This is a genomic window from Hydrogenophaga laconesensis, from assembly GCF_031457235.1.
Classification (GTDB): domain Bacteria; phylum Pseudomonadota; class Gammaproteobacteria; order Burkholderiales; family Burkholderiaceae_C; genus Hydrogenophaga; species Hydrogenophaga laconesensis.
On record NZ_JAVDWE010000004.1, the window covers coordinates 156,957 to 176,837 of the forward strand.

Sequence of the window (19,881 nt, forward strand, 5' to 3'; positions counted from 1 at the left end):
AGTCCATGAAAGTCGAACGCGCGACTCTTTGCGGGATGCTCAAGCACGCCACCATAAGTCTGTACCGCTCGCAGCGCTGCCCGAAAACAGCCCAGGTCGTTGCCAGGTCGGTTGTGCTCGCCTCCCCATCTGGCATAGTTCACGAAAGCCATTGCTCCCCAGCGTTGGCACGGCGGGTGCGCCACCACCGGATGCGGGCCAGCGTACTTTCTTGCGTCCCTGGACTCATCCCATGGGTCGACACCAGGAAGGCCGAAATAGGCCCCCCCTGGCTCTACGTACAGGGCAGCAATTTGCCTCGGTGTATGTCCGCTCATAGCTATGCTCCTCTCTGGTGGTTAGGCGGGAATGGTCACAAGCACCGTGTTCACGCCCGTGCCAGAAGCCTTGAACGAGCCAGGAGGTAGGGCTTCGATCTCGCCACCACGCTCCGCGACCAACTCTCGGAACTCGACAGCCCTGCGGTCTTGGCGGAACTCGACGCCGTTGGCCATGACAGAAACCAGGCGACCGTCAGGGCGCAGGAACTTCAACGCATGCAGGACGTGCTTGATGTCGGCCTGCCTGGAGAACGGCGGGTTCATCACCACGCGGTGGAAATCACCGGTCGGGAACTGGTTGAGGAAGTCCACATTGCCGACGCTCAAGAAAGCTGATTCGGCGGCGAGTCGGTCGTAGTTCGCCTTCATCAATTCGTAGCAGTGCACGTGCGCGCCAAGCTCTGCGCAGGGATAGGCAATCGCACCCTGACCGGCGCTGGGCTCAAGCACGCGCATTCCGGCCTCGATCTGTGCGCGCTCCAAAATCAAGGAGACAACGGCAGGCGGAGTCGGGAAGAACTCAAATTCGTCCTTCGGAATCTCGATGCCGCCAGTCAGGATGATCTGGTCAATGCGCTCCTGAGCATCGACAGGGAAGATGTGCGCCTTGGCGCTGCGCGTCCACTTCCCGCCAGCAGCTTCGAGCACCTTGTTTGTGCGCTCGTACAGCTTCCGATCAAGTTGGCCGGTCAGAACCACGGCATTGCCGTTCACGTTTGCCGCGCTTAGGACGGCCATCACATCTTGTTCAATTCGCATCGTTCTTCTCCATTTCAGTTCAGTAAAAGAGTCAGACCGACGATCCGTCGATCAGTCCTGACAGTTGTTCGATTTCATCCAGCAATTCACGGATGCCGGATGTGTCCCAAGCACCTCGTTCCTGCTCGATGTTGTTGAGCACCGGGACCAGCTTGTCGCGCAGCTTCTGAGCAGCTTTGCGACGTGCTAAGCGCAGGGTGTAGAGACGACCTACACGGGCCATCTCCATCACGTCGGAGGTGTCTGGTAGGGCCATGTCACAGCACCAGATGCGCGCCTCGATAGCTCAGCGGGTCACGGAACGGAATGTCATCGTCCATGTCTTCGAAGCCGGAGCCACTATGGCCGGATTGCGCGGCTGGACGACCCGAAGCGGGCTTCGATGCCTTGACAGGCCGGTGGTGCAGGCGAGCAACCATCTTGGGCAGCATCTCAGGCACTGTCTTGCGCTCAAGGATCTCAGTGGCGGTGAGTTCTGTCTTTGCTTGGAACACGCCAGCAATCACCATCTTTGTGCCGACCGTGCCGTCGGTCTTGTTGTATCCCTCGGTCTCCAACAAAAGACCAATCGGCTTGCCACACAAATCGGGGTACACCTTGGCAGCCTTGGTTTCTTCGCTGTTGGTGTCACGGTCCCAATACTTGACGGTGCCGTCCTTGGGTTCGATGTTGCGCAATTGCAGGCAAGTCATGATTGCCATCAACACTTGAAACCCCATGATGGTTTCGCCATCGGCTTTCTTCGTGTACAGAGATAGGTTCGCGGATTGGCCGTTTGCCTCGAAGCGCAATGCAAGTCCCTTGGTCCCGGTGGCTGCAGTAATGTCTTCAACCTGAGTGAACGTGCCGACGTACTTGCCGATCTCCGTGATGCGGTTACCGGTTTGGTCTGCCTTCTGAGCGGCCTTGGTGTCGAGTGCGTACATGTGTTTTCCTGTGTGGTTGGTTAAGCGGTGGCGGTAAGGCCGTAGAACTCCGTCACGGCCTTGTCCACTTCGGCAAGGTCGTTGGGGATTGCGAGGTCGGCAAACATGCCGATGGGAGACTTGCAGCAGTCCTGCCCGTTGGTCTGCGTGCGAAAGGTGTATTGGCCGTTAATAGGCTCCGTGCGGAGAACGATGGTGAAAAATCCCTCAGGCACGATGTGCTGGTCAACCAGCTTTCCGACCGTCTTCATGCGCACGTTGCCGAATTCATCTGTGTTCGTGTGCGCCAGGATGTAGACGCGGCGATGCTCGGCAAGCTCACCAGCGGCGTTGAAGATGTTCCATGCGTTCTTTCCGATGTCGGTGAACTTGTCGTATCGGCACTCGCAAGGAGTGGGCAAGGGCCAGAAAAAAGGCAGGAACATCGAAACACAGCCCTGCTGCAATCCTTGCTTTGACCATCGGTGCGCGAAAGCGGTCGACGGTCAAGAACACCATGGAGAAGGCGCGAGAGGTTCGTCTTCTGGCGGCGGCTGGACTGGTACATGCGCAGATTGCGGAGAAGACGGGAGTTCACAAGGACATGGTGTCAGACATCTGCAGCAACAAGTCTTGGCGTGAATACAGCTCTCCGTTTGCTGGTTTGGGTGCTCGATGACCTGCGCAGCCTGCCAATCAGCAGAGCAGAACCCTATTTCAGGGCTGTACTACTCCGAGTGTCACCAGTGCAAGGTAAGGGCGATGGCGCATAGCATGCCGTTCTACCAGGCCGAACAAGTAGGTAGACAGACCGCCGAATACAAGCGCGTCATGACATTGGTGTTTGGTGAGGACTGGCAAGCAGTCCATGAGAGTGTGAAGGCGTACCGGGAAAAGATGAACGGGGGAAAGCAGTGACCGAAACCAAAGACCGCCCAACAGTGGAAGAGCAGTACATCACTGCTGAAGGTGGACGCCCCATCATTGCAGCGGCTGCGCTCGCGTCTATCGGAGAGAACAGCAAGCGCGTCTCCCTTGCTCTGATGCTGTGGTCTGTGACCTATGAAGGCCGATCAGAGCGGAAGAAAGAGCTTGCTGAGGCTCTTGGGCGACACCTGAACGAGCAGATGGCCCAGCGTCGCCGGCTCAAAGGTGATGCCTGGAAGATCGCCAAGGAAATGCTGGCTTGGCACCTCCATGGTGTTTGTACTGAGTGTGACGGTAGGAAGTACGTGGCGATTCAAGGAACTCCCAGCTTGTCGGACAACCTCTGCCCGCATTGCCAAGGAACGGGAAAGCGCCCTTACCCGCGCGAGGCTGCGCATTCATGGTTGGTCGGCGAGATCGAATCGCTCACGGCATTGGCTTCTGGCGAGGTGATGAAGCGCCTGAACGAGCGCATGACACTGTGAAAAAGATCACTTGCACGATGCTGTTCCCCATGGTATCGTTCGTGGGTCGATAAAAGCCCTGAGTCGGGGCTAACAGCAAAAGGGACGCCTCATCTTGGGCGTCGGTGTCTCTAAACGAGGCACATCACGCTTGCATCCTGTGGCCTTGTGGCTAGAACGCGCGTTCTGACAGGTTGCAGCCGTGATGGTGAAAGAGAACGCAGCACTCGCGACAATGACGGGCAAGCGAAAACCCGACCGTTAGGCGTTTGACGCTGGAGACGGTAATCAAGCACGGCAGAAAACCGGGGACGTGCAATCCGCGCGTGTCGCCACCATCTTCATTCAGGAACCCGCTTCGGCGGGTTTTTCGCTTTCTGGCCCGCACATCGCGGGCTTTTTTGTTGCCAAAACCACTAAGGAGCAAGACATGGGCGATGTGACGCGTGAGATGACTTTCGGCGAAAAGGCTGTTGGTCTGTCTTTCAATCCAAGCGGTGACGCGACGGTCAATGATCTGAAGGCCTGTTATGCCCAAGTCATCGACCGAGCCCATGCGCTGCGCGAGCAATCTCAAGACCCCGAAGTGAAGCGCATGGCCGCCATCGCGATCACCGAGGCACAAACCTCCCAAATGTGGGCCGTCAAGGCTGCTACCTGGAAGTAACAGTTTCGCGGGCCGCTCCCTCATCCACCACTGCGTTTTCCTCGCTGGGGATCGAGCCCGCACCCATCAAAGTCAGTGAACACTGACAACCTGACCTGACAGGCTTTCAGGGTCCGGCCAGTTGGTCGAGTGACAAGCAGGAGGGCCTATGGCCGGTCGCCCGATGGGGAAGTTGCACCAGGAAGATGTGCGGCGAAAGATTCAAGCGAGTCAATTGCTGAATGTCTTGCAGGATCACGCACTTAACGATGGCTCGGAAATCTCCATGAGCCGCCTCAAGGCGATTGAAATCCTGCTGAAAAAGAGCCTGCCCGACCTGTCTGCGATCCAGATTGATCAGGGTAATGGAGACGACGCATCGGTAGCTGATGTCGTCCGCGCATTCCATGAACGACGCGCAAGCGGTTCTTGAGTTTGTAGATCGACCGGCTGATTACGTCCGCTGCATCCTGAAGGCCGAACCTGACGTTTGGCAGGAGAAAGCACTCAATTCCATCGTTACAGACCAGCGAATAGCTGTCGCGTCTGGGCACGGTGTTGGGAAAACGGCGCTGACAAGCTGGTTGATTCACTGGTACATGGCGACACGTCCTCACCCGCAGGTGGTTGTGACGGCGAACACCAAGAACCAGCTGGACAGCAAGACCTGGCGCGAGCTGGCGAAGTGGAATCAGCGCGCCGTCAATGGTCACTGGTTCACGCACACAGCTACGCGCTTCTTTCTTAAGGAGGCGCCTGATACGTGGTTTGCGTCAGCGATTCCATGGACGGAGAACAACTCCGAGGCTTTTGCCGGTACGCACGAAGACTACGTGTTGAACGTGTTCGATGAGGCTTCAGCAATTCCTGATGTGATTTGGGATGTGGTTGAAGGCTCGATGACCACGACTCACGCGAAGTGGGCGGCCTTCGGCAACCCAACCAGGAACACAGGTCGATTCAGAGAGTGCTGGGGACGATTCCGGCACCGCTGGACCACGCAGCAGGTTGATAGCCGCACGGCGAAGCAAGCCAGCCCAGAGCAGATACGGGCATGGATTGAGGATTACGGGATTGAGAGCGATTTCGTGAAGATCCGCGTACTTGGCGAGTTCCCAAGCCAGTCTGACAACCAGTTCATAGCTGGCGGTGATGTGGATGCTTGTATGGCATATGAGGCAGACGGCTACGGCTCGATGCCGAAGATTCTGGCCGCTGACATTGCCCGATTCGGTGATGACCAAAGCGTGATTTGCAAGCGCCAAGGTCGAAAGGTCTTGCCTTTGGTCACATGGCGAGGCATGGATTTGATGAAGACGGCGGACAAGATCGCCGAAGAAATAGACGCATGGTCGCCTGATGCGGTGGTCATCGACGAAACCGGCATCGGCTCAGGTGTGGTTGATCGTCTGCGCCAGCTGAGATACGAGGTGTTCGGGTTCAACGGCGGGGAATCGCCAAAGGACAAAGACACCTACCGCAACAAACGTGTTGAGGTGTGGGGACTTATGCGCAACGCACTGCGTGAGCGCATTGATCTGCCAAAGGATGAAGTTCTAAAGGCTGACCTGATCGGTCCCGAGTACGGGTTTACGCCGACTCAGCAGCTTTGGCTTGAAAAGAAGGAAGACATGAAGCGTCGAGGGCTTGCATCTCCAGACCTTGGGGACGCGCTCGCGATGACATGGGCTGTCGCCCCCCGGGCAAAGCGCGACAAGAAGTCAGTCCACCACCAATACGGCGACACCAATTCATGGATGGGTGCATGAAACAGAACTTTGAGAACGAGCACGCAAGCTGCCAGGTGGTGCAAAACCCTGAACTCCCAGCTGACATGGAGCGCGTGCGTGAGGTGGTTCGTGTGTGGACTGACCCGGCCTTCCGCAACGAAGGCTATGCAACTGAACTGATGAAAGCGGTGTGTGATGAGGCTGATTCCGAAGGTGTTGTGTTGATTCTTCAGCCCAAGCCGTTTGACGCGAACATCGCGAAGGCTCGATTGCTTGGCTTCTATGCCCGTTTTGGGTTCGTGAAGACGCAGGATCAGCCGGTGTTGATGGCTCGCGCTCCGTCGTTCCGACCGCGCCTGACCTCTGTGGTTCAGGCTGTCGATGGGGTGGTGCGTGGCTAAGCGCAAAGGTTCTCAGGAACTCGTCAAGGACGACGGCAAAGAGCCGAAGTCCCTTGTCGAGATCGCCAAGGCCCGCTACGAACGGGCCAAGGAGAACTACGACAGCCAGCGTCTGCTGTCGATTGAGGATACGCGCTTTGTCATGGGCGATTCGGACAACGGCTGGCAGTGGCCGCAAGCCATCTACCGCGACCGGGCGAACATCAACAAGAAACCTTGTCTGACGGTCAACGTCACGGCTCAGCACTGCAACCAGATCATCAACCAGATCCGGCAGAACCGCCCGAGTGCACGCATTCTCCCTGTCGATGATCATGCGGATGTCGAGACCGCAAAGATTCTGGGCGGCATGCTGCGAGCTATTCAGGCCGAGTCGTCTGCCGACACTGCGCACGACACTGGTGCAGAACACGCAATCTACGGTGGTGAGGGTTATTGGCGCATCGTGACCGAGTACGAGGACTACAACTCGTTCAACCAGGTCATCCGCATCAGGCCCTTGATGAACCCGCTTCTGGTCTATGTGGACCCGGATGCGAAAGAGCCGGACCGCTCGGATGCGAATTGGGGGTTTGTCTTTGAGGACATCTCCAAGGAGCGAGCCCGCGAAGATCACCCTGACGTCGATCCTTTGAGCTGGGTTGAAGACCCCAGGGGTTGGGTGAAGGGTGACAAGGTTCGTCGTGCTGAGTATTTCTGGTGTGAGTACGTAGACGACAAGCTCTATTTGCTTGAAGACGGAACGACTGTTCTGAAGAGCGAGTTTCCGGATGGTTTTGAGGCCAAGGATGGAGCGATTCTGAACGACGGCGTTCCTGTTGTCGGGGTGGTGTACGAGCGATCCACGAAGCGCAAACAGTGGAAGTGGTGCAAGCTGCTCGGCGGTGAGACTGAGCCGGTGGATGAGCGGGATTGGCCGGGCCAATATTTCCCGATCATCACGGTGCTGGGCAAAGAGGTGAACGTCAATGGCGACATCATCCGAAAGGGGATTGTTCGTGACCTCAAAGACCCGGCGCGGATGCTGAATTACAGCTTTTCCGCTGCTGTTGAAACGCTGGCTTTGCAGAACAAGGTTCCTTACCTTGCGGCGAATGACGCAATTGAAGGGTTTGAGGACATCTGGGGCGCGGCAAACCTTGAAAACAGGTCTTATCTCCCTTGGAACCACGTTGACGATGAAGGAAACCCCATCCCGAAGCCTGAGCGCCAGCCAACGGCATCAATGCCTGTCGCTCAGGTCCAGATGCTGCAGCTGGCGACCGAGCAGATGCGAGCGGCTTCGGGTCAGCAGAGCGCGAATTTCGGCATCAAGTCCGAAGCTGCTTCGGGCGTTGGTATCCAGCGCCTGAAGCAACAGGGCGAGATCGCGACTTTCCACTTTCCGGACAACCTGGCCCGTGCTTTGAAGTACGAGGCAAAGGTGATTCTTGACCTGATCCCGAAGGTTTACGAGCAGCAGCGCGTTGTTCGCATCCTTGGTCTGGATGGCAAGCAGGAATCGGCCATGTTGAACCCAGACATGCCGCAGGCCTACGCAGAGACAAATGCATCGGTTGAGAAGATTTTCAATCCGGGCGTTGGACGTTATGACGTGGTGATCGACACCGGCCCGAGCTATGCGACCCAGCGCCAGGAAGCGTCTGCGGCGATGACCGAACTGGCCTCGAAGTACCCGCCGCTGATGGATGTGGCTGGCGACATTGTGATGCGGACCTACGACTTCCCGATGGCCGAGGAATTGGCCGACCGGATGAAGAAGCTCCCGACGATTGCGCCGCTCATTGACGAGAAGGGCAACGAACAGATTCCGCCTCAAGCCCAAGCCGCCATGCAGCAGATGGAGCAGCAACTCCAACAGCTGGATCAAGCGATCCAGGGCATGGAGCAGGAGCTTTCCCAGACGCAGGACAAGCAGCGTCAGGCCGAACTGAAGGCGCAGATGGAGGAATCCAAGCGCATCAAGGCCGAGACGGAGAACTACGTCCTGCGCGCTCAGAAGCAGCTTGATTCTGACAAACAACAGGCCATCAGTGAGGTGCAAGCCGCGTTCCAGCAGCCTGTACAGCAACCTGAAGCCAATCCAGAGCAAGAGGCTGCGGAAGCCGATGCGGAGGCGCAGGAAATGGCCGCACTTCAGGAGCTTGCTGGGATGGTGCAGCAGCTTGCCGGACAAAACGAGCAGGTTATGCAGGCCCTGCAGGAAAGCACAAACCTCACCGTCCAAGCCATCTCTCAGATGCAGGACGCGATTGTCCGCGCTCAGACCGCGCCCAAGCGTGCGACGTTGAGCAACGGGCGAACCATCGTCATTGAGTCAGGAGCTATGAATGGCTGATCTAACCGGACAGGTCGGAGAACTGCGCATGTCTGTGCAGGTCATCCGCAAGGCAACAGGGGCGGTCGAGAACTATGAAGTTGTCGGCGCTGCAACGAAAGAACAGGCCGAAGCTCTCGGCGCAGTGATGGCTGATGAAGCCGAGAAGAAAGAGGACTGATCATGGCAGTGACCCACACCACCGCAATTCGCAACGGCGCGACCGACTATGTGACCGGGCAGCTTGGCGCATCTCCGCGCCTTGCATTTCGTCTGACCGGCACTGTCGGCTCTCCTGGCACCGTCGTCGCCACCCTTGTGATGAGCGCGACCCCGTTCGGCGCTGCTTCGTCTGGCACTGCGACGGCCAACGCTATCACGTCAGACACGAACGCAACCGGCAATGCCTCGCCTGTGGCGACTGCGACCCTTCAAACGTCGGGTGGCACGGTGTGTGTTCATTGCGCTGTGGCCGCATCCGGTTCGGACATCAACATGACCAACGGGCTGACGGTGGCCGCTGGCGATACGGTGTCCTGCTCCAGTCTGACCTATACCGCGCTATCGGCGTAACAGGGGGCTAAATGCCCAGCGTACTCAGCGTAGTTACGCTCAACATTGCCAGCGCGTCACCGGGTGCACTGGCGATCACGGTTCCGAGCGGTGCGCAGGGTGTAGTTGTTCTCCTGCGTGGGCAGTTTGATGCGTTCACCGTATCGAGCAGCTTTTCGAGCTCGTTCACCATCACGCCGTCTGGAGGTGCTGCACCTGTAGTGGTGGCGACGGCGCAGGTTTCGGCGACAGGCAGCCAGACGATCACACCGTCGTATGGTTCTTACATCGCAGAGGGCGCGGCATTCTTTGTCGCATTCGTTGACGGGATTGACAACACATCGACTGCCACATGGGTGCGCGCAGTCGCGGCATCGAGCAGTTCTTCTCAGACCATTGCCAGTACCACCACCGATCTGGTGTTGGCGATGGACAACTGGTACACCGGGGATAGCGGAACGCCGGGACCGCCGCCCAATGAGAGCGGTTGGACATCGTTAGGAACGCACGAGTACAACAACATTGCGGGTCGTTTGCGCAGTGCAAACAGCCCTGGTGCGAGTACCACGACAGCCACGGCGCAGACGGGTTCGGGTGGCGCGTTCTCCGCGATGGCGGAGATTTCGATCATCGCCACGGCCGGGGGCACAACGCACGCCACGTCTGGTGTCCTGACAGGTCAAGGCTCGGCAATAACCGGATCGGCTGCCAGAACCCGGGCGCATGCTTCTAGTGGCGCGCTTTCTGGTCAAGGTTCATCGATTGTTGGATCGGCGGCGAGAACTCGCGCCCATCCAACGTCTGGAGCGTTGACCGGACAGGGTTCTTCGGTTGCGGGAAGTGCAGCGAGAACGAGAGCGCATCCATCATCCGGCGCGCTGGTAGGTGGGGGGTCGAGTATTGCAGGTACGGCGAGCCGGACGCGGGAGCACCCGTCGTCTGGTTCACTGGTCGGACAGGGATCGTCGGTAACGGGGTCGGCTGATCGGCAGGGCGCGGCGAATGTCCATAGCACGTCGGGTGTACTGACTGGCTCAGGTTCTGCGCTGAGTGGTTCTGCAAACCGCATCCCGAACCATTCGACCTCTGGCGCGCTGGTTGGTCAAGGTTCAGCGGTATCAGGTACAGCAGCGCGATTCCGGGCGTTTTCGTCGTCCGGCGCATTGACGGGGCAGGGGTCTGCAATAGCAGGCTCTGCGGCTCGTATCGCCGGTCCTGTGAGCCATGCAACGGCGGGTGTATTGGTCGGGTCTGGGTCGCAGATCAATGGGTCTGCGGCGAGAACTGGTCCAGCGGTTACGCACGACACGTCTGGGGCATTGGTTGGGCAAGGCTCGATCATCACGGGCGTAGCGAACGAGCCAGAAACGCTATCCGCTGGGTTTCTCTGGATGCTGCGGCGTCAGAGAGACATGGAAGAGGCTCTAAGGAATGTTCCTGAGCCTGTTGCCGAGGTCATCAAGGCTGAAGCACCGAGAGTCATTGAAAAGCCCAAAACCCAAGCGAGGAATGAACTTCGCCGGTCTCTGGAGCAGGAGAACTTGCCATATCGAGCGGCCTACACACAGGCCCTCGAAAGACTGGTGCAACAACTGCGCCAGGAGAGGGAAGACGACGAGGAAGAAGAAGCAATAGCCGAGGCATTGCTCTACGTCCTGTGATCACGCCGTAAGGCCGCACGCCGAAGCGCATTCGGTACGGGTCCTAGACCCTCCTTTAACGAAGGTAAACCATGCCTGACGAACTGTTGGCAGGGCAAGACACGCCCGCGAGTAGCGAAGTTCAACCAACTGCACCTGCGCAGACCAACGCAGGAACTGATGCCACGGGCGCGGAGACCGATGGCACTGAAAGACAGCCTCCGAACGAGCCGAAAACCTACTCTGAAGAAGAGTTGCAGGATCGGATCGAACGTGCATCAGCCAAGGCAGCCGCCAAGGCCGAGCGCAGGGCATTGCGAGAAGCGACCGAGCGGTTGAACCGAGCAGCGCAGTACCAGCAGCCGACCCAACCGCAAGGAGATGGACGTCCTCAGCGCGATCAATTCGCGTCTGATGCTGACTACATCGAATCGCTGACGGACTGGAAGTTGGAGCAGCGAGACAAGACCGTCAAGCAGGAAAAGCAGCAGGAGCAATTGCGCTCCATGCACCAGAAGACAGAAAAGATCTATGCCGAGGCCGAGAAAGCCCCGGGGTTTGATCGTGATGACTTCGAGTCTCTGCCACTGACACCAGCGATTGCGCAAGCGATCACTGATTCGGATGTGGCGGCAAAGCTCATGGTGTACATGGCCGCAAATCCCGCAGAAGTGGACCGCATCACCGCCCTGAGCCCGGCCCGACAGGCTGCTGAGATCGGCAAGCTGGAAACCCGGCTTTCCACCACCGCGAAACCGCCAAAGACCCCGGCTCCTATCGATCCGGTTGGCGGTGGAGAAAGCCCCGTGAAGTCGCTGCAGAACATGAGTGCCGAAGAGTACTACCAGGCACGACTGAAGCAAAAGCCTCACTGGGCACGGTAACCAAGTACGGCCTCACCGTCGAGAGACGTCGGGCCACCTTCATCAACTTTCTAACGCTGAGAAGCGCCGAAAGGAATCGACATGACCAACACTCTGGTCACTTGCAGCATCGTCGCGAAAGAATCGCTGGCGATCCTCAAGAACATGCTCTCGTTCTCCAAGAACGTGAACCGTGATTGGGAGCAGGAGTTCACCTCCAACATGTCCCGTGGCTACGCTCCGGGCAACACCATCAACATCAAGCGTCCTCCGCGCTACACCTACCGTGCTGGTCGTGTCTCTGTTCCGCAGGCAACTGTGGAAACGACCGTCCCGCTGGTGCTGTCGCAAGGTGGTACTGATCTGAACTTCACCGCCAATGAGCGCACCCTGTCGCTCACGAAGCTCGAAGACAAGATCACCGCTGCTGTTGCCACCGTGGCCAACGAGATCGACCGTCAGGGCCTGCAAGCCGCACACTACTCGGTGTACAACACACTGAACGGTGCCGGCGCACTGCCGACCTCTGCGGCCAACGCAATCGCTGCGATGACCCAGTTGGGGCAACGACTGGACGAGATGGCCGCTCCCCGCGACCGTCGCCGCGCCATGATCGCAAACCCGGCTCTGAACGCTGCGCTGGTGCAAGGTTTTGGCGGGTACTTCAACAACCCGTCCAAGATCACCGAGCAGTTCAACTCGGGCATGCTGTCTGACTCGTTCGGTTTCATCACCGGCATGGATCAGAACGTAGACATCCACACCAACGGTGCGGCCACGGCAACGAACATCAGCGGCGCAGGTCAGACCGGATCGAGCATCACGGTTGTGGCAGTCGCTGCCGGTACGCTGACCAAGGGCACTGTGATCACGCTTCCCGGCGTGTTTGCGGTCAACCCGCAGTCCCGCGTCTCCACTGGTGCGCTGATGAACTTCGTGGTGACTGCCGATGTGGCTCAAGGTGCGACCTCGATCCCAATCAGTCCCGCCATCGTTCCGACCGGCGCGTTCCAGAACGTCTCGGCCTCGCCGACCACTGGTCAACCCTACGTCATCGTGGGCTCTGCATCGACCTCGTACAACACGAACGTGGCCTATCACAAGGACGCGTTCACGCTGGCGATGGTTCCGATGTGGGCACCTCCAGGTGGCAAGGGGGTGATCGATGTGGCTCAGGAGACCATGGATGGTTTCACCATCAAGGTCACCGAGTTCTACGACGGCATCAACGACAACTCCATCATGCGTCTTGACGTGCTGTTCGGATGGGCTGCGACCTATCCCGAACTGGCATGCAAGTACTACACGGTGCTGAGCTAAACCACTGAAAGGACACACATCATGTCTGTGACTCTCATTCGTGCCTACGGCGGTTCCGCTGCCGGCCAAACCCTTGAACTGTCGCAAGAGCTGGAAGCGGCTCTGATCGCTCAAGGTCTGGCCTCGGCTGCCACTGCCAATACGTCTTCGTCTGGTGCCCAGACGCAGAACACCTACGGCGGCATGGCGACCATCCCAATCGGCGCATCCTCGGTTGTGATCACCAATTCTCTGGTGAACGCAAACAGCGTCGTGATGGCGGTGGTTTCTCAAGCCGCTGCTGATGGCACGTTGCTGCGCGTCGAACGCGTGGTGCCTGCTGCTGGGTCGTTCACGATCTACGGCACGGCTGCCGCGACGGCTGCGACGGTGGTGACCTGGGCAATCCAGTCGCCTCCCACTGGCACTCCCGCTCCTTGAGCTTGATGTGCAAAGAGAAGGCCCCTTCGGGGGCCTTTTCCATTCAGGGGATGTGATGTGACGACCGCTCTAGACATCATCAAACGCGCCATGCGCCAGCTAGGCGTTTTGCCCGAGGGTGAAACACCCAGCGCCCAGCAAAGTGCTGATGGTCTTTCCGTGCTCAACCAGTTGATGGCCTCGCTCGGGAATGCCTCGCAGATGATCTATGCACAGTCGTTAGATCAGATTCCCTTGGTGACGAACCAAGCGGCCTACACCATCGGTCCTACGGGCTCGTTCGTGACACAACGGCCCGTGAAGATTCTGGCCTCGTCGTTCCTGACGTATCAGGGGGTCTCGTATCCCCTCGTGGCGTGGAACCTGTCTGATTACAACCAGATCACCGTCAAGACCATTGGCGGGATTCCAACGGGTTTCTGGGCCTTGATGGATTTTCCGGACATCACCGTGACATTCTGGCCGCTGCCGTCCCAATCTCCCATGGTGTTCAACATGTGGTCTCTCAAGCAGATCACCGAGTTCACCAGCCTCACCCAACAATTGGACATGCCACCTGGGTATGACCGGGCGCTGAGTCTTCTGCTTGGGATCGACCTCGCGCCGGAATTTCTTGTAGAGCCGACTCCTACTCTTTTGCGGAATGCCAGTCAGGCCAGAAAGCTACTGAAGCGCACGAACGCGCAGATTCCACGTCTCGTGATGCCCTACGGCATCCCGGACAACAGCACCTATCTTGACTGGCGGTCGCTGTAATGCTCAACCCGGTCCCTCTTTTTGGCATTGGAAACAAGGCCAGGTCTGTTGTCGTCTCTGCACAAGAGAGGCTGAACGTCTACGTTGAGTTGAACGACGACCCGGAGAAACAGGTGATCACCATGTATCCCCGCCCGGGGCTGGTGACGGCGGTTGATTTCGGGGCTTTTCCGTCCCGTGGCGTGTGGCAGAAGGGCGACTTTCTCTACGTGGTCAACCGCAACAAGCTCTATCGCGTTGCGAATGACGGCGCAACGACTGAGTTAGGTACGCTGGATACGGCGTCCGGTCGAGTGGACATGTCGGACAACGGCATTCAGCTGATCATCGTTGACGGGGCGAATGGGTACATCCTGACTTTCGCGACGAGTGCCTTTGCAAAGATCACCGATCCTGATTTCCCCGGTGGGGATACGGTCACGTTCCTGAATCAGCGATTCATCGTCAACGACCCGGATTCAGGCCGGTTTTACTGGTCCGCTCTGCTCGATGGATCGGCATGGGACGCGCTGGACTATGCGACGGCTGAAGCCTCTCCGGACGATCTTGTCAGGGTGTTTGCTGAAGCCGGTCAGTTGTATCTTGCGGGCACCAACACGACGGAAATCTGGGGCGATTCTGGAGCGGCTGATCAGGCATTTGTGAAGATCGGCGGTGGAGCGGTGGAATGGGGTCTGGCTGCTCGCTGGTCCCTCGTGAAATACATGGACTCCATGGCTTTCCTGAGAAAGAACAGGCTGGGCCAGGTTCAGGTTTGTGTGATGGCCGGGTCTGTTGCTCAGCCCATCTCAAACCCACAGATCGAAGTCGAATTCACGTCATATGGCGATGTGTCGAACGCCACGGCGCTGGCTTACATGGTCAATGGGCACGCGTTCTATCAGATCAACTTCCCCACGGTCGGGAAAACGTGGATGTACGACGCGCAGTCCAAAGCGTGGAGCGTGCTTGAGTCGTTCGGTGGAATGCATCGGGCATCGATGTCTGCCCAACTTCTGGGGTCGATCTACGCGGCCGACTATGAGAACGGCAAGCTCTACAAGATCGAGCCTGCTGTGTTGACGGACGACAGCCAGCCGATCGTTCGCGAGTTCACGTCCCGTCATCAGTCCATTGGTGACTTCACCCGGGTCTCTGAGTTGTGGCTTGAGATGCAGCCCGGCGTCGGGAATCAGACGGGTCTTGGTGTGGACCCGCAAGTGATGATGAAAGTCTCACGGGATGGCGGGAACACCTACGGGAATGAGTTGTGGACGTCCATCGGGAAAGTGGGCGAGTACAAAACCCGCGCTGTGTGGCGTCGATTGGGTCAAGCAAGAGACTGGATATTTAGGTTCAGGGTCACTGACCCCGTGGTGTCGGTGTTCGTGGCCGCATGGGCGAGGGTGACCAAGTGAGTTTCGATTTCCCCTCCAACGACCCATTGCTAGACCCGCAGGGCAAGTCGTATCGCACATGGCTTCAGTGGTTCAACTGGGTCCATTTGACGATTCAGGCCGTGAGACAGGCAGGCCCTACCGCTGAGAGGCCGACAAATCTTCTCTGGATCGGTCGGGCCTTCTATGACACGACGTTGAACAAGCCCGTCTATGTCGCTCAGGTCCGACCGACCATCATTTGGCGTGATGCCGCAGGGGTTACGGTTTGATCTCCTACAAGTTCGATCTGGCCACCATGAAACCCGTGGTGACGATGCGCGAGAAGGTGCAGAGGCTGGAAAAGTCCATGTACTCGATGCCGCAAGCTGAATGTCCTGTCCGGCACTACTTCGCCAATGGCATGTATGCCCGTGAAATCACGATCCCCAAGGGCGTGACGCTGGTCGGGGCGATTCACAAGATGGAGAACCTCGCCATTCTGTCCAAGGGCAGGTTGGAACTGGTGACGGATGAGGGGACTGTGACGCTTGAGGCGCCTTGCACCGTGACGGTGAAGCCCGGAGCGAAGAACGCCGCCCTTGCATTGGAAGAGTCGGTGTGGACGAACTTCCTCCCGAATCCTGACAACGAGACCGACACCGATAGGTTGGTGGAGGTCTTCACGCATTCCAAAGCCTCCGAACTGCTCGGCGGCAAAGACAACCCTCAATTGATCGCTCAGCGTGAGCGCGAGAAACTGGAGAACTGACTATGGCTTTCGGACTATCAGCGGGCGCGGTGGCCGCGATTGGCACGGTCGGCGGCGCGCTCATTTCTGCCGATGCGGCAGACAACGCTGCCGATTCTCAGAGGGACGCGGCCAATCGAACGAACGCCACCAACCTTGCCACGTCACAGCGCCAGCAAGACCTGCAAGCGCCTTTCCACGAATCGGGCGTACTTGCCAACAATCGCCTTCTTCAGTTGCTTGGTCTGGACCGTGGTTACGACACCGATGTGTATGACCAGATTTACAGAGACTTGCGGGCACAGGCCAGCGCACGCGAAGCCCAATCGAGTGGGTACACGTTCGACAACATGCCCGCATGGGCGGCTGGTGATGTGGCTGCCGCTGAAAAGAGACTGAAGGATCAGGCTCTCCAACAAGCGAAGGCCCAATATTCGGCAAACCCGCAGGAGCAACCCGGCGACTTCGGTTCGCTGCTGAAGAAGTTTTCCATGGAAGACTTCGAAGCCGACCCGGGTTATCAGTTCCGCATGGATGAGGGCATGCGCGGTGTTGAAGGCTCAGCGGCTGCGCGTGGTGGTCTTCTCTCCGGGGCCGCTTTGAAGGCCATCCAGAAATACGGCCAAGGCCTCGCCTCGCAGGAGTACGGCAACGCATACAGCCGATACACCAATGACCAGAACAACACCTATAACAAGCTCGCCGGCTTGGTGAACTCTGGGCAGGGCGCGACCAACCAGATGAGCAACAGTGCCGGGCAGTTCGCACAAAACAACGCGAATGCTCTTGGATCGCTCGGGAACTCGCAGGCTGCAGGGTATATCGGTCAGGCCAACGCCATCAACAACGGCATCGGTCAGGCCGTTGACATCTATCAGCAGAACCAGTTGATGAACCTTATCCGCAATCCGGCAAGCTCTGGCGCCTCAAGCTGGTACACGGGCAATCAAGGAATGGGTAGCTGATATGGCACAACTCGATCCCAGCATCATTCTCGGCGCTCGTCAGCCTAAGATCGAAAGCCCGGTCAACAACCTTGCCCGCCTGCTTCAGGTGCAAGGTGCGCAACAGGCCAATCAACTGAATCAGTTGAAGATGGATGAATACCGGTCTGGCGTGGAGCGGAAGAACAAACTTGCTTCTTTGCTTAGTGGTCAGTATGACTCGCCTGAGGCGCGGGAATCTGCGCTCTTGCAAGGAGGCTTCATGGACGAGGCGACCAAGCTGGGCACTGATCGTCGAGCCAATCAAAAGTCTGATCTTGAGATTGATTCATCACGCCAAAAGCTGGCGACCGAGCGCTATGACACTTTCAAAAAGACGATTGGTGCACTTTCGCAGCGTCAAGACCTGAGCAAGGATCTTGTCATGCAGACGGGACAGGAACTCGTGGCGGCAGGGGTCATCCCGGCTGCGCTGTATCAGGCATCTCTTGCCAACATGCCCGACGATCCGAACCAGCTTCGGCAGCGTCTGCGGGATGGGGTGGCCGCTCAAATGGCACCCGACAAGATGCTTGAGTTTTTTGCTCCGAAAGCAACGCAGATCGACAGTGGTCAACAGATCATGTTCCGGGATACCAACCCGAACAGCCCGACTTTCGGTCAGAACGTGGGCGGCGCTCCTGTCCAGAAGATGCAAACGCCTGACAGCATCGCGAGCAACGCGACGACCCGGCGCGGTCAGAACATGACCGATGCACGCGCACGAGAGAAAAACCAGATCGACAAGGATGCCATTGGCAAGGTCGAGTGGAAGCAGGGTGTCAATGGTGAGTGGGTCGGTCTTCCGAAAGAAGTCTCCACGAAAGGCCCTGTGACACCCGTCATGACGACCGTACCAGGCAAGCGCGAGACGCAGGCCAACAACGCGATCAACATCCTTGATGAGGCTGAGAAGCTGATTGACACGGCTACGGGCAGCTATCTTGGCGTGGCCGTCGATGCTGGTGCGCGAGCATTCGGCGGGTCGTTTGAATCTGGCGACGCAGTGGCCCAGCTCCAAGCGCTTGAGGGCGCATTGATGATGGCCCAACCTCGCATGGAAGGCCCTCAGTCTGATAAAGACGTAATGCTTTATCGCCAGATGGCTGGCCGCATCGGCGATCCAACCGTGCCTGCATCGCAGAAGAAGGCTGCCATCAAGACCATCAAGTCGATCCATGGCAAGTACGCCAATCCATCAGGCGGCTCCAACATCGATGCTCTTCTTGACAAGTACAAGTAATGGCTACGCTCGAACAACTCCAATCCGCTCTGGTGAAGGCTGACGCGGCCGGCGATGTCGAGGCTGCGCGTGCGTTTGCCGGTGAAATCCGCCGCATGCGGAGTTCTGCACCGTCCCCTGAGTCCGCCACCAAGCCCAAGGAAGAGTCCACATTTGAGACCTATCGAAATGGCTTGGCGTCTGGGCCAATCAATCTGTATCTCGGTGCGAAGCAAATGCTGGGTGGCCTTAGCCCTGAAGAGCAGAGCATCTATGCGCAAAACAAAGAGTCGGAGAAGAAGGCTCCGGGCACTTCATTTCTGTCGAATGTCCTGACCACTGTTCCCACGATGTTGATTCCTGGAGTCAACACGGTTGCTGGTGCTACAGCTGTCGGGGCTGGACTGGGCGCACTGCAACCGGTCGGTGGCGAGCAGACCGCTGGAAACATTGTTCGTGGCAAATTGACGAATGCAGCGATTGGTGGGGCAGTTGGCGGGGCATCGCAGTTTACCGCCGACAAGATTGGTTCTGCGGTGCGCAATCGACTGGCGACATCTACCGCCGATGCACAGGCAACAGCTTCTCGCAACTCACTGCGTGATGCCGCCCTTTCCGAAGGTAGAGACGCCGGGTATGTGGTTCCTCAATCACAGGTGCAACCCACCTTCCTGAGCAATCGTGTTGAAAGCCTCGGCGGAAAGGCCGCTGTCAAACAGGAGGCATCAATACGCAACCAGGAAGTCACGAACGCACTGGCAAGGAAAGCCCTTGGCATAGCCGATGATCAGCCGATTTCACAGGGCGCGCTGGAAGGCATACGAAAGACATCGGGCGATGTTTATGCCGAGGTGGCCAGCTTGTCACCAATTGCCAAGCAAGACTTGGAGGCCTTGAAGGTCGCCCGCAATGAGGCTCAAGGCTGGTTTACGGCATACAACCGGTCAGCGCGACCAGATGATCTCGCAAAGGCGAAAGCTGCGCGCGAGCTTTCTGACATGCTTGAGAAGTCCCTTGAGGCCGAGGCTGTGACGGCTGGACGAACAGACCTTATCCCCAAGCTGATCAATGCCAGAAAACAAATTGCCAAGACCTATACGGTAGAGCGCGCCTTGAACAAGGCGACTGGTGACGTGTCTGCCCCTGTGTTGGGGAGGTTGGTCGACAAAGGAAAACCGCTATCAGACGGACTCGATGTCATCGGCCGATTCAATCAGTCGTTCCCGCAAGTTACCCGCCCCGCAGCCGGCACACAAGCGCCCGGCGTGAGCTTCTTTGAGCCTGTGACGGCGGGCGTGGCTGGAATGATGGGGCATGCTGCAACAGGCAGTCAAATGGGTCTTTTGGCGGCTGGCGTGCCTCTATTGCGAGGCCCCGCCAGATCGCTGGCTTTGTCTGGACCTATGCAATCCGCCCCTACCTACGGAACAAATCGATTGCTGCAACTGGCGGGCGGTGCTCAGCCGGAGACCATCAACGCGCTTGCCCGAATGATCGGCATGGGAGGTGCCGCATCCCTAGCGGCAGAGTGAGTCTTTAGGCCCCCATCG

23 protein-coding genes are annotated in these 19,881 nt (G+C 58.1%); 19 read left to right on the plus strand and 4 right to left on the minus strand.

Annotation, left to right across the window (positions count from 1 at the left end; translation table 11 throughout):
* Positions 1–338: 338 nt before the first annotated feature.
* The 4 genes from J2X09_RS09345 to J2X09_RS09360 are packed head-to-tail and all read right to left on the minus strand — an operon-like array spanning position 339 to position 2,430.
* Positions 339–1,079, minus strand: a complete 741-nt coding sequence (locus tag J2X09_RS09345) for a methyltransferase (RefSeq protein ID WP_204733157.1) — start codon at positions 1,077–1,079, stop codon at positions 339–341.
* Positions 1,080–1,110: 31 nt separating this feature from the next.
* A complete protein-coding gene (locus J2X09_RS09350; RefSeq protein WP_204733156.1) occupies positions 1,111–1,335 on the minus strand; it encodes a hypothetical protein in 225 nt (74 codons plus the stop codon).
* A gap of 1 nt (position 1,336) precedes the next feature.
* Positions 1,337–2,005, minus strand: coding sequence for a hypothetical protein (locus tag J2X09_RS09355; protein WP_204733155.1), 669 nt, complete (start codon positions 2,003–2,005; stop codon positions 1,337–1,339).
* A 20-nt stretch (positions 2,006–2,025) separates the two neighbouring features.
* Positions 2,026–2,430: a hypothetical protein gene (locus J2X09_RS09360; RefSeq protein ID WP_310308068.1), complete on the minus strand. Its 405-nt coding sequence runs from the start codon at positions 2,428–2,430 to the stop codon at positions 2,026–2,028.
* A 328-nt stretch (positions 2,431–2,758) separates the two neighbouring features.
* On the opposite strand from J2X09_RS09360, the gene J2X09_RS09365 reads away from it, so the two are divergent.
* From J2X09_RS09365 to J2X09_RS09455, 19 genes are all read left to right on the plus strand, one after another.
* Positions 2,759–2,902 (plus strand): hypothetical protein, encoded by a 144-nt coding sequence (locus J2X09_RS09365; RefSeq protein WP_204733154.1) that lies wholly within the window; start codon positions 2,759–2,761, stop codon positions 2,900–2,902.
* Complete coding sequence (locus J2X09_RS09370) at positions 2,899–3,396, plus strand: hypothetical protein (protein WP_204733153.1); 498 nt, start codon at positions 2,899–2,901, stop codon at positions 3,394–3,396. The genes J2X09_RS09365 and J2X09_RS09370 overlap by 4 nt, the downstream gene beginning before the upstream one ends.
* Before the next feature lie 292 nt (positions 3,397–3,688).
* The gene (locus J2X09_RS09375; protein ID WP_204733152.1) at positions 3,689–4,042 is read left to right on the plus strand and encodes an Acb2/Tad1 domain-containing protein; all 354 of its coding nucleotides are present in this window, start codon (positions 3,689–3,691) and stop codon (positions 4,040–4,042) included.
* A gap of 148 nt (positions 4,043–4,190) precedes the next feature.
* Positions 4,191–4,454, plus strand: coding sequence for a hypothetical protein (locus J2X09_RS09380; protein ID WP_204733151.1), 264 nt, complete (start codon positions 4,191–4,193; stop codon positions 4,452–4,454).
* Positions 4,429–5,790, plus strand: coding sequence for a DEAD/DEAH box helicase family protein (locus J2X09_RS09385; RefSeq protein WP_204733150.1), 1,362 nt, complete (start codon positions 4,429–4,431; stop codon positions 5,788–5,790). Before J2X09_RS09380 ends, J2X09_RS09385 begins: the two co-directional genes overlap by 26 nt.
* Positions 5,787–6,152, plus strand: a complete 366-nt coding sequence (locus tag J2X09_RS09390) for a GNAT family N-acetyltransferase (RefSeq protein WP_204733149.1) — start codon at positions 5,787–5,789, stop codon at positions 6,150–6,152. Before J2X09_RS09385 ends, J2X09_RS09390 begins: the two co-directional genes overlap by 4 nt.
* Positions 6,145–8,490: a portal protein gene (locus J2X09_RS09395; RefSeq protein WP_204733148.1), complete on the plus strand. Its 2,346-nt coding sequence runs from the start codon at positions 6,145–6,147 to the stop codon at positions 8,488–8,490. The genes J2X09_RS09390 and J2X09_RS09395 overlap by 8 nt, the downstream gene beginning before the upstream one ends.
* A complete protein-coding gene (locus tag J2X09_RS09400; protein ID WP_204733147.1) occupies positions 8,483–8,650 on the plus strand; it encodes a hypothetical protein in 168 nt (55 codons plus the stop codon). The genes J2X09_RS09395 and J2X09_RS09400 overlap by 8 nt, the downstream gene beginning before the upstream one ends.
* A 2-nt stretch (positions 8,651–8,652) precedes the next feature.
* On the plus strand, positions 8,653–9,042 hold the full coding sequence (locus tag J2X09_RS09405) for a hypothetical protein (RefSeq protein ID WP_204733146.1): 390 nt from the start codon (positions 8,653–8,655) through the stop codon (positions 9,040–9,042).
* Positions 9,043–10,433: 1,391 nt separating this feature from the next.
* Positions 10,434–10,682: a hypothetical protein gene (locus tag J2X09_RS09410; protein WP_204733145.1), complete on the plus strand. Its 249-nt coding sequence runs from the start codon at positions 10,434–10,436 to the stop codon at positions 10,680–10,682.
* Between the two features lie 71 nt (positions 10,683–10,753).
* On the plus strand, positions 10,754–11,545 hold the full coding sequence (locus tag J2X09_RS09415; protein ID WP_204733144.1) for a hypothetical protein: 792 nt from the start codon (positions 10,754–10,756) through the stop codon (positions 11,543–11,545).
* A gap of 81 nt (positions 11,546–11,626) precedes the next feature.
* A complete protein-coding gene (locus J2X09_RS09420) occupies positions 11,627–12,844 on the plus strand; it encodes a P22 phage major capsid protein family protein (RefSeq protein WP_204733143.1) in 1,218 nt (405 codons plus the stop codon).
* A 21-nt stretch (positions 12,845–12,865) separates the two neighbouring features.
* Entirely contained in the window at positions 12,866–13,264 is a 399-nt protein-coding gene (locus J2X09_RS09425) for a hypothetical protein (protein WP_204733142.1), read from the plus strand.
* A gap of 57 nt (positions 13,265–13,321) precedes the next feature.
* Entirely contained in the window at positions 13,322–14,020 is a 699-nt protein-coding gene (locus tag J2X09_RS09430) for a hypothetical protein (protein ID WP_204733141.1), read from the plus strand.
* Positions 14,020–15,417, plus strand: a complete 1,398-nt coding sequence (locus J2X09_RS09435) for a packaged DNA stabilization protein (RefSeq protein ID WP_204733140.1) — start codon at positions 14,020–14,022, stop codon at positions 15,415–15,417. The genes J2X09_RS09430 and J2X09_RS09435 overlap by 1 nt, the downstream gene beginning before the upstream one ends.
* Positions 15,418–15,664: 247 nt before the next feature.
* Positions 15,665–16,147, plus strand: a complete 483-nt coding sequence (locus J2X09_RS09440; RefSeq protein WP_204733139.1) for a hypothetical protein — start codon at positions 15,665–15,667, stop codon at positions 16,145–16,147.
* A 2-nt stretch (positions 16,148–16,149) separates the two neighbouring features.
* The gene (locus J2X09_RS09445) at positions 16,150–17,091 is read left to right on the plus strand and encodes a hypothetical protein (RefSeq protein WP_204733138.1); all 942 of its coding nucleotides are present in this window, start codon (positions 16,150–16,152) and stop codon (positions 17,089–17,091) included.
* A 1-nt stretch (position 17,092) separates the two neighbouring features.
* Positions 17,093–18,352 (plus strand): hypothetical protein, encoded by a 1,260-nt coding sequence (locus J2X09_RS09450; RefSeq protein ID WP_204733137.1) that lies wholly within the window; start codon positions 17,093–17,095, stop codon positions 18,350–18,352.
* On the plus strand, positions 18,352–19,863 hold the full coding sequence (locus J2X09_RS09455; RefSeq protein ID WP_204733136.1) for a hypothetical protein: 1,512 nt from the start codon (positions 18,352–18,354) through the stop codon (positions 19,861–19,863). The genes J2X09_RS09450 and J2X09_RS09455 overlap by 1 nt, the downstream gene beginning before the upstream one ends.
* Positions 19,864–19,881 lie beyond the last annotated feature (18 nt).

Excerpts from the sequence above, each read along its gene's own strand:
- J2X09_RS09345 (WP_204733157.1), bottom strand. The coding sequence starts at position 1,079 with ATGCGAATTGAACAAGATGTGATGGCCGTCCTAAGCGCGGCAAACGTG.
- J2X09_RS09350 (WP_204733156.1), bottom strand. The coding sequence starts at position 1,335 with ATGGCCCTACCAGACACCTCCGACGTGATGGAGATGGCCCGTGTAGGT.
- J2X09_RS09355 (WP_204733155.1), bottom strand. The coding sequence starts at position 2,005 with ATGTACGCACTCGACACCAAGGCCGCTCAGAAGGCAGACCAAACCGGT.
- J2X09_RS09360 (WP_310308068.1), bottom strand. The coding sequence starts at position 2,430 with ATGTTCCTGCCTTTTTTCTGGCCCTTGCCCACTCCTTGCGAGTGCCGA.
- J2X09_RS09365 (WP_204733154.1), top strand. The coding sequence starts at position 2,759 with ATGCCGTTCTACCAGGCCGAACAAGTAGGTAGACAGACCGCCGAATAC.
- J2X09_RS09380 (WP_204733151.1), top strand. The coding sequence starts at position 4,191 with ATGGCCGGTCGCCCGATGGGGAAGTTGCACCAGGAAGATGTGCGGCGA.
- J2X09_RS09385 (WP_204733150.1), top strand. The coding sequence starts at position 4,429 with ATGAACGACGCGCAAGCGGTTCTTGAGTTTGTAGATCGACCGGCTGAT.
- J2X09_RS09390 (WP_204733149.1), top strand. The coding sequence starts at position 5,787 with ATGAAACAGAACTTTGAGAACGAGCACGCAAGCTGCCAGGTGGTGCAA.
- J2X09_RS09400 (WP_204733147.1), top strand. The coding sequence starts at position 8,483 with ATGGCTGATCTAACCGGACAGGTCGGAGAACTGCGCATGTCTGTGCAG.
- J2X09_RS09405 (WP_204733146.1), top strand. The coding sequence starts at position 8,653 with ATGGCAGTGACCCACACCACCGCAATTCGCAACGGCGCGACCGACTAT.
- J2X09_RS09410 (WP_204733145.1), top strand. The coding sequence starts at position 10,434 with ATGGAAGAGGCTCTAAGGAATGTTCCTGAGCCTGTTGCCGAGGTCATC.
- J2X09_RS09415 (WP_204733144.1), top strand. The coding sequence starts at position 10,754 with ATGCCTGACGAACTGTTGGCAGGGCAAGACACGCCCGCGAGTAGCGAA.
- J2X09_RS09420 (WP_204733143.1), top strand. The coding sequence starts at position 11,627 with ATGACCAACACTCTGGTCACTTGCAGCATCGTCGCGAAAGAATCGCTG.
- J2X09_RS09425 (WP_204733142.1), top strand. The coding sequence starts at position 12,866 with ATGTCTGTGACTCTCATTCGTGCCTACGGCGGTTCCGCTGCCGGCCAA.
- J2X09_RS09435 (WP_204733140.1), top strand. The coding sequence starts at position 14,020 with ATGCTCAACCCGGTCCCTCTTTTTGGCATTGGAAACAAGGCCAGGTCT.
- J2X09_RS09445 (WP_204733138.1), top strand. The coding sequence starts at position 16,150 with ATGGCTTTCGGACTATCAGCGGGCGCGGTGGCCGCGATTGGCACGGTC.
- J2X09_RS09450 (WP_204733137.1), top strand. The coding sequence starts at position 17,093 with ATGGCACAACTCGATCCCAGCATCATTCTCGGCGCTCGTCAGCCTAAG.
- J2X09_RS09455 (WP_204733136.1), top strand. The coding sequence starts at position 18,352 with ATGGCTACGCTCGAACAACTCCAATCCGCTCTGGTGAAGGCTGACGCG.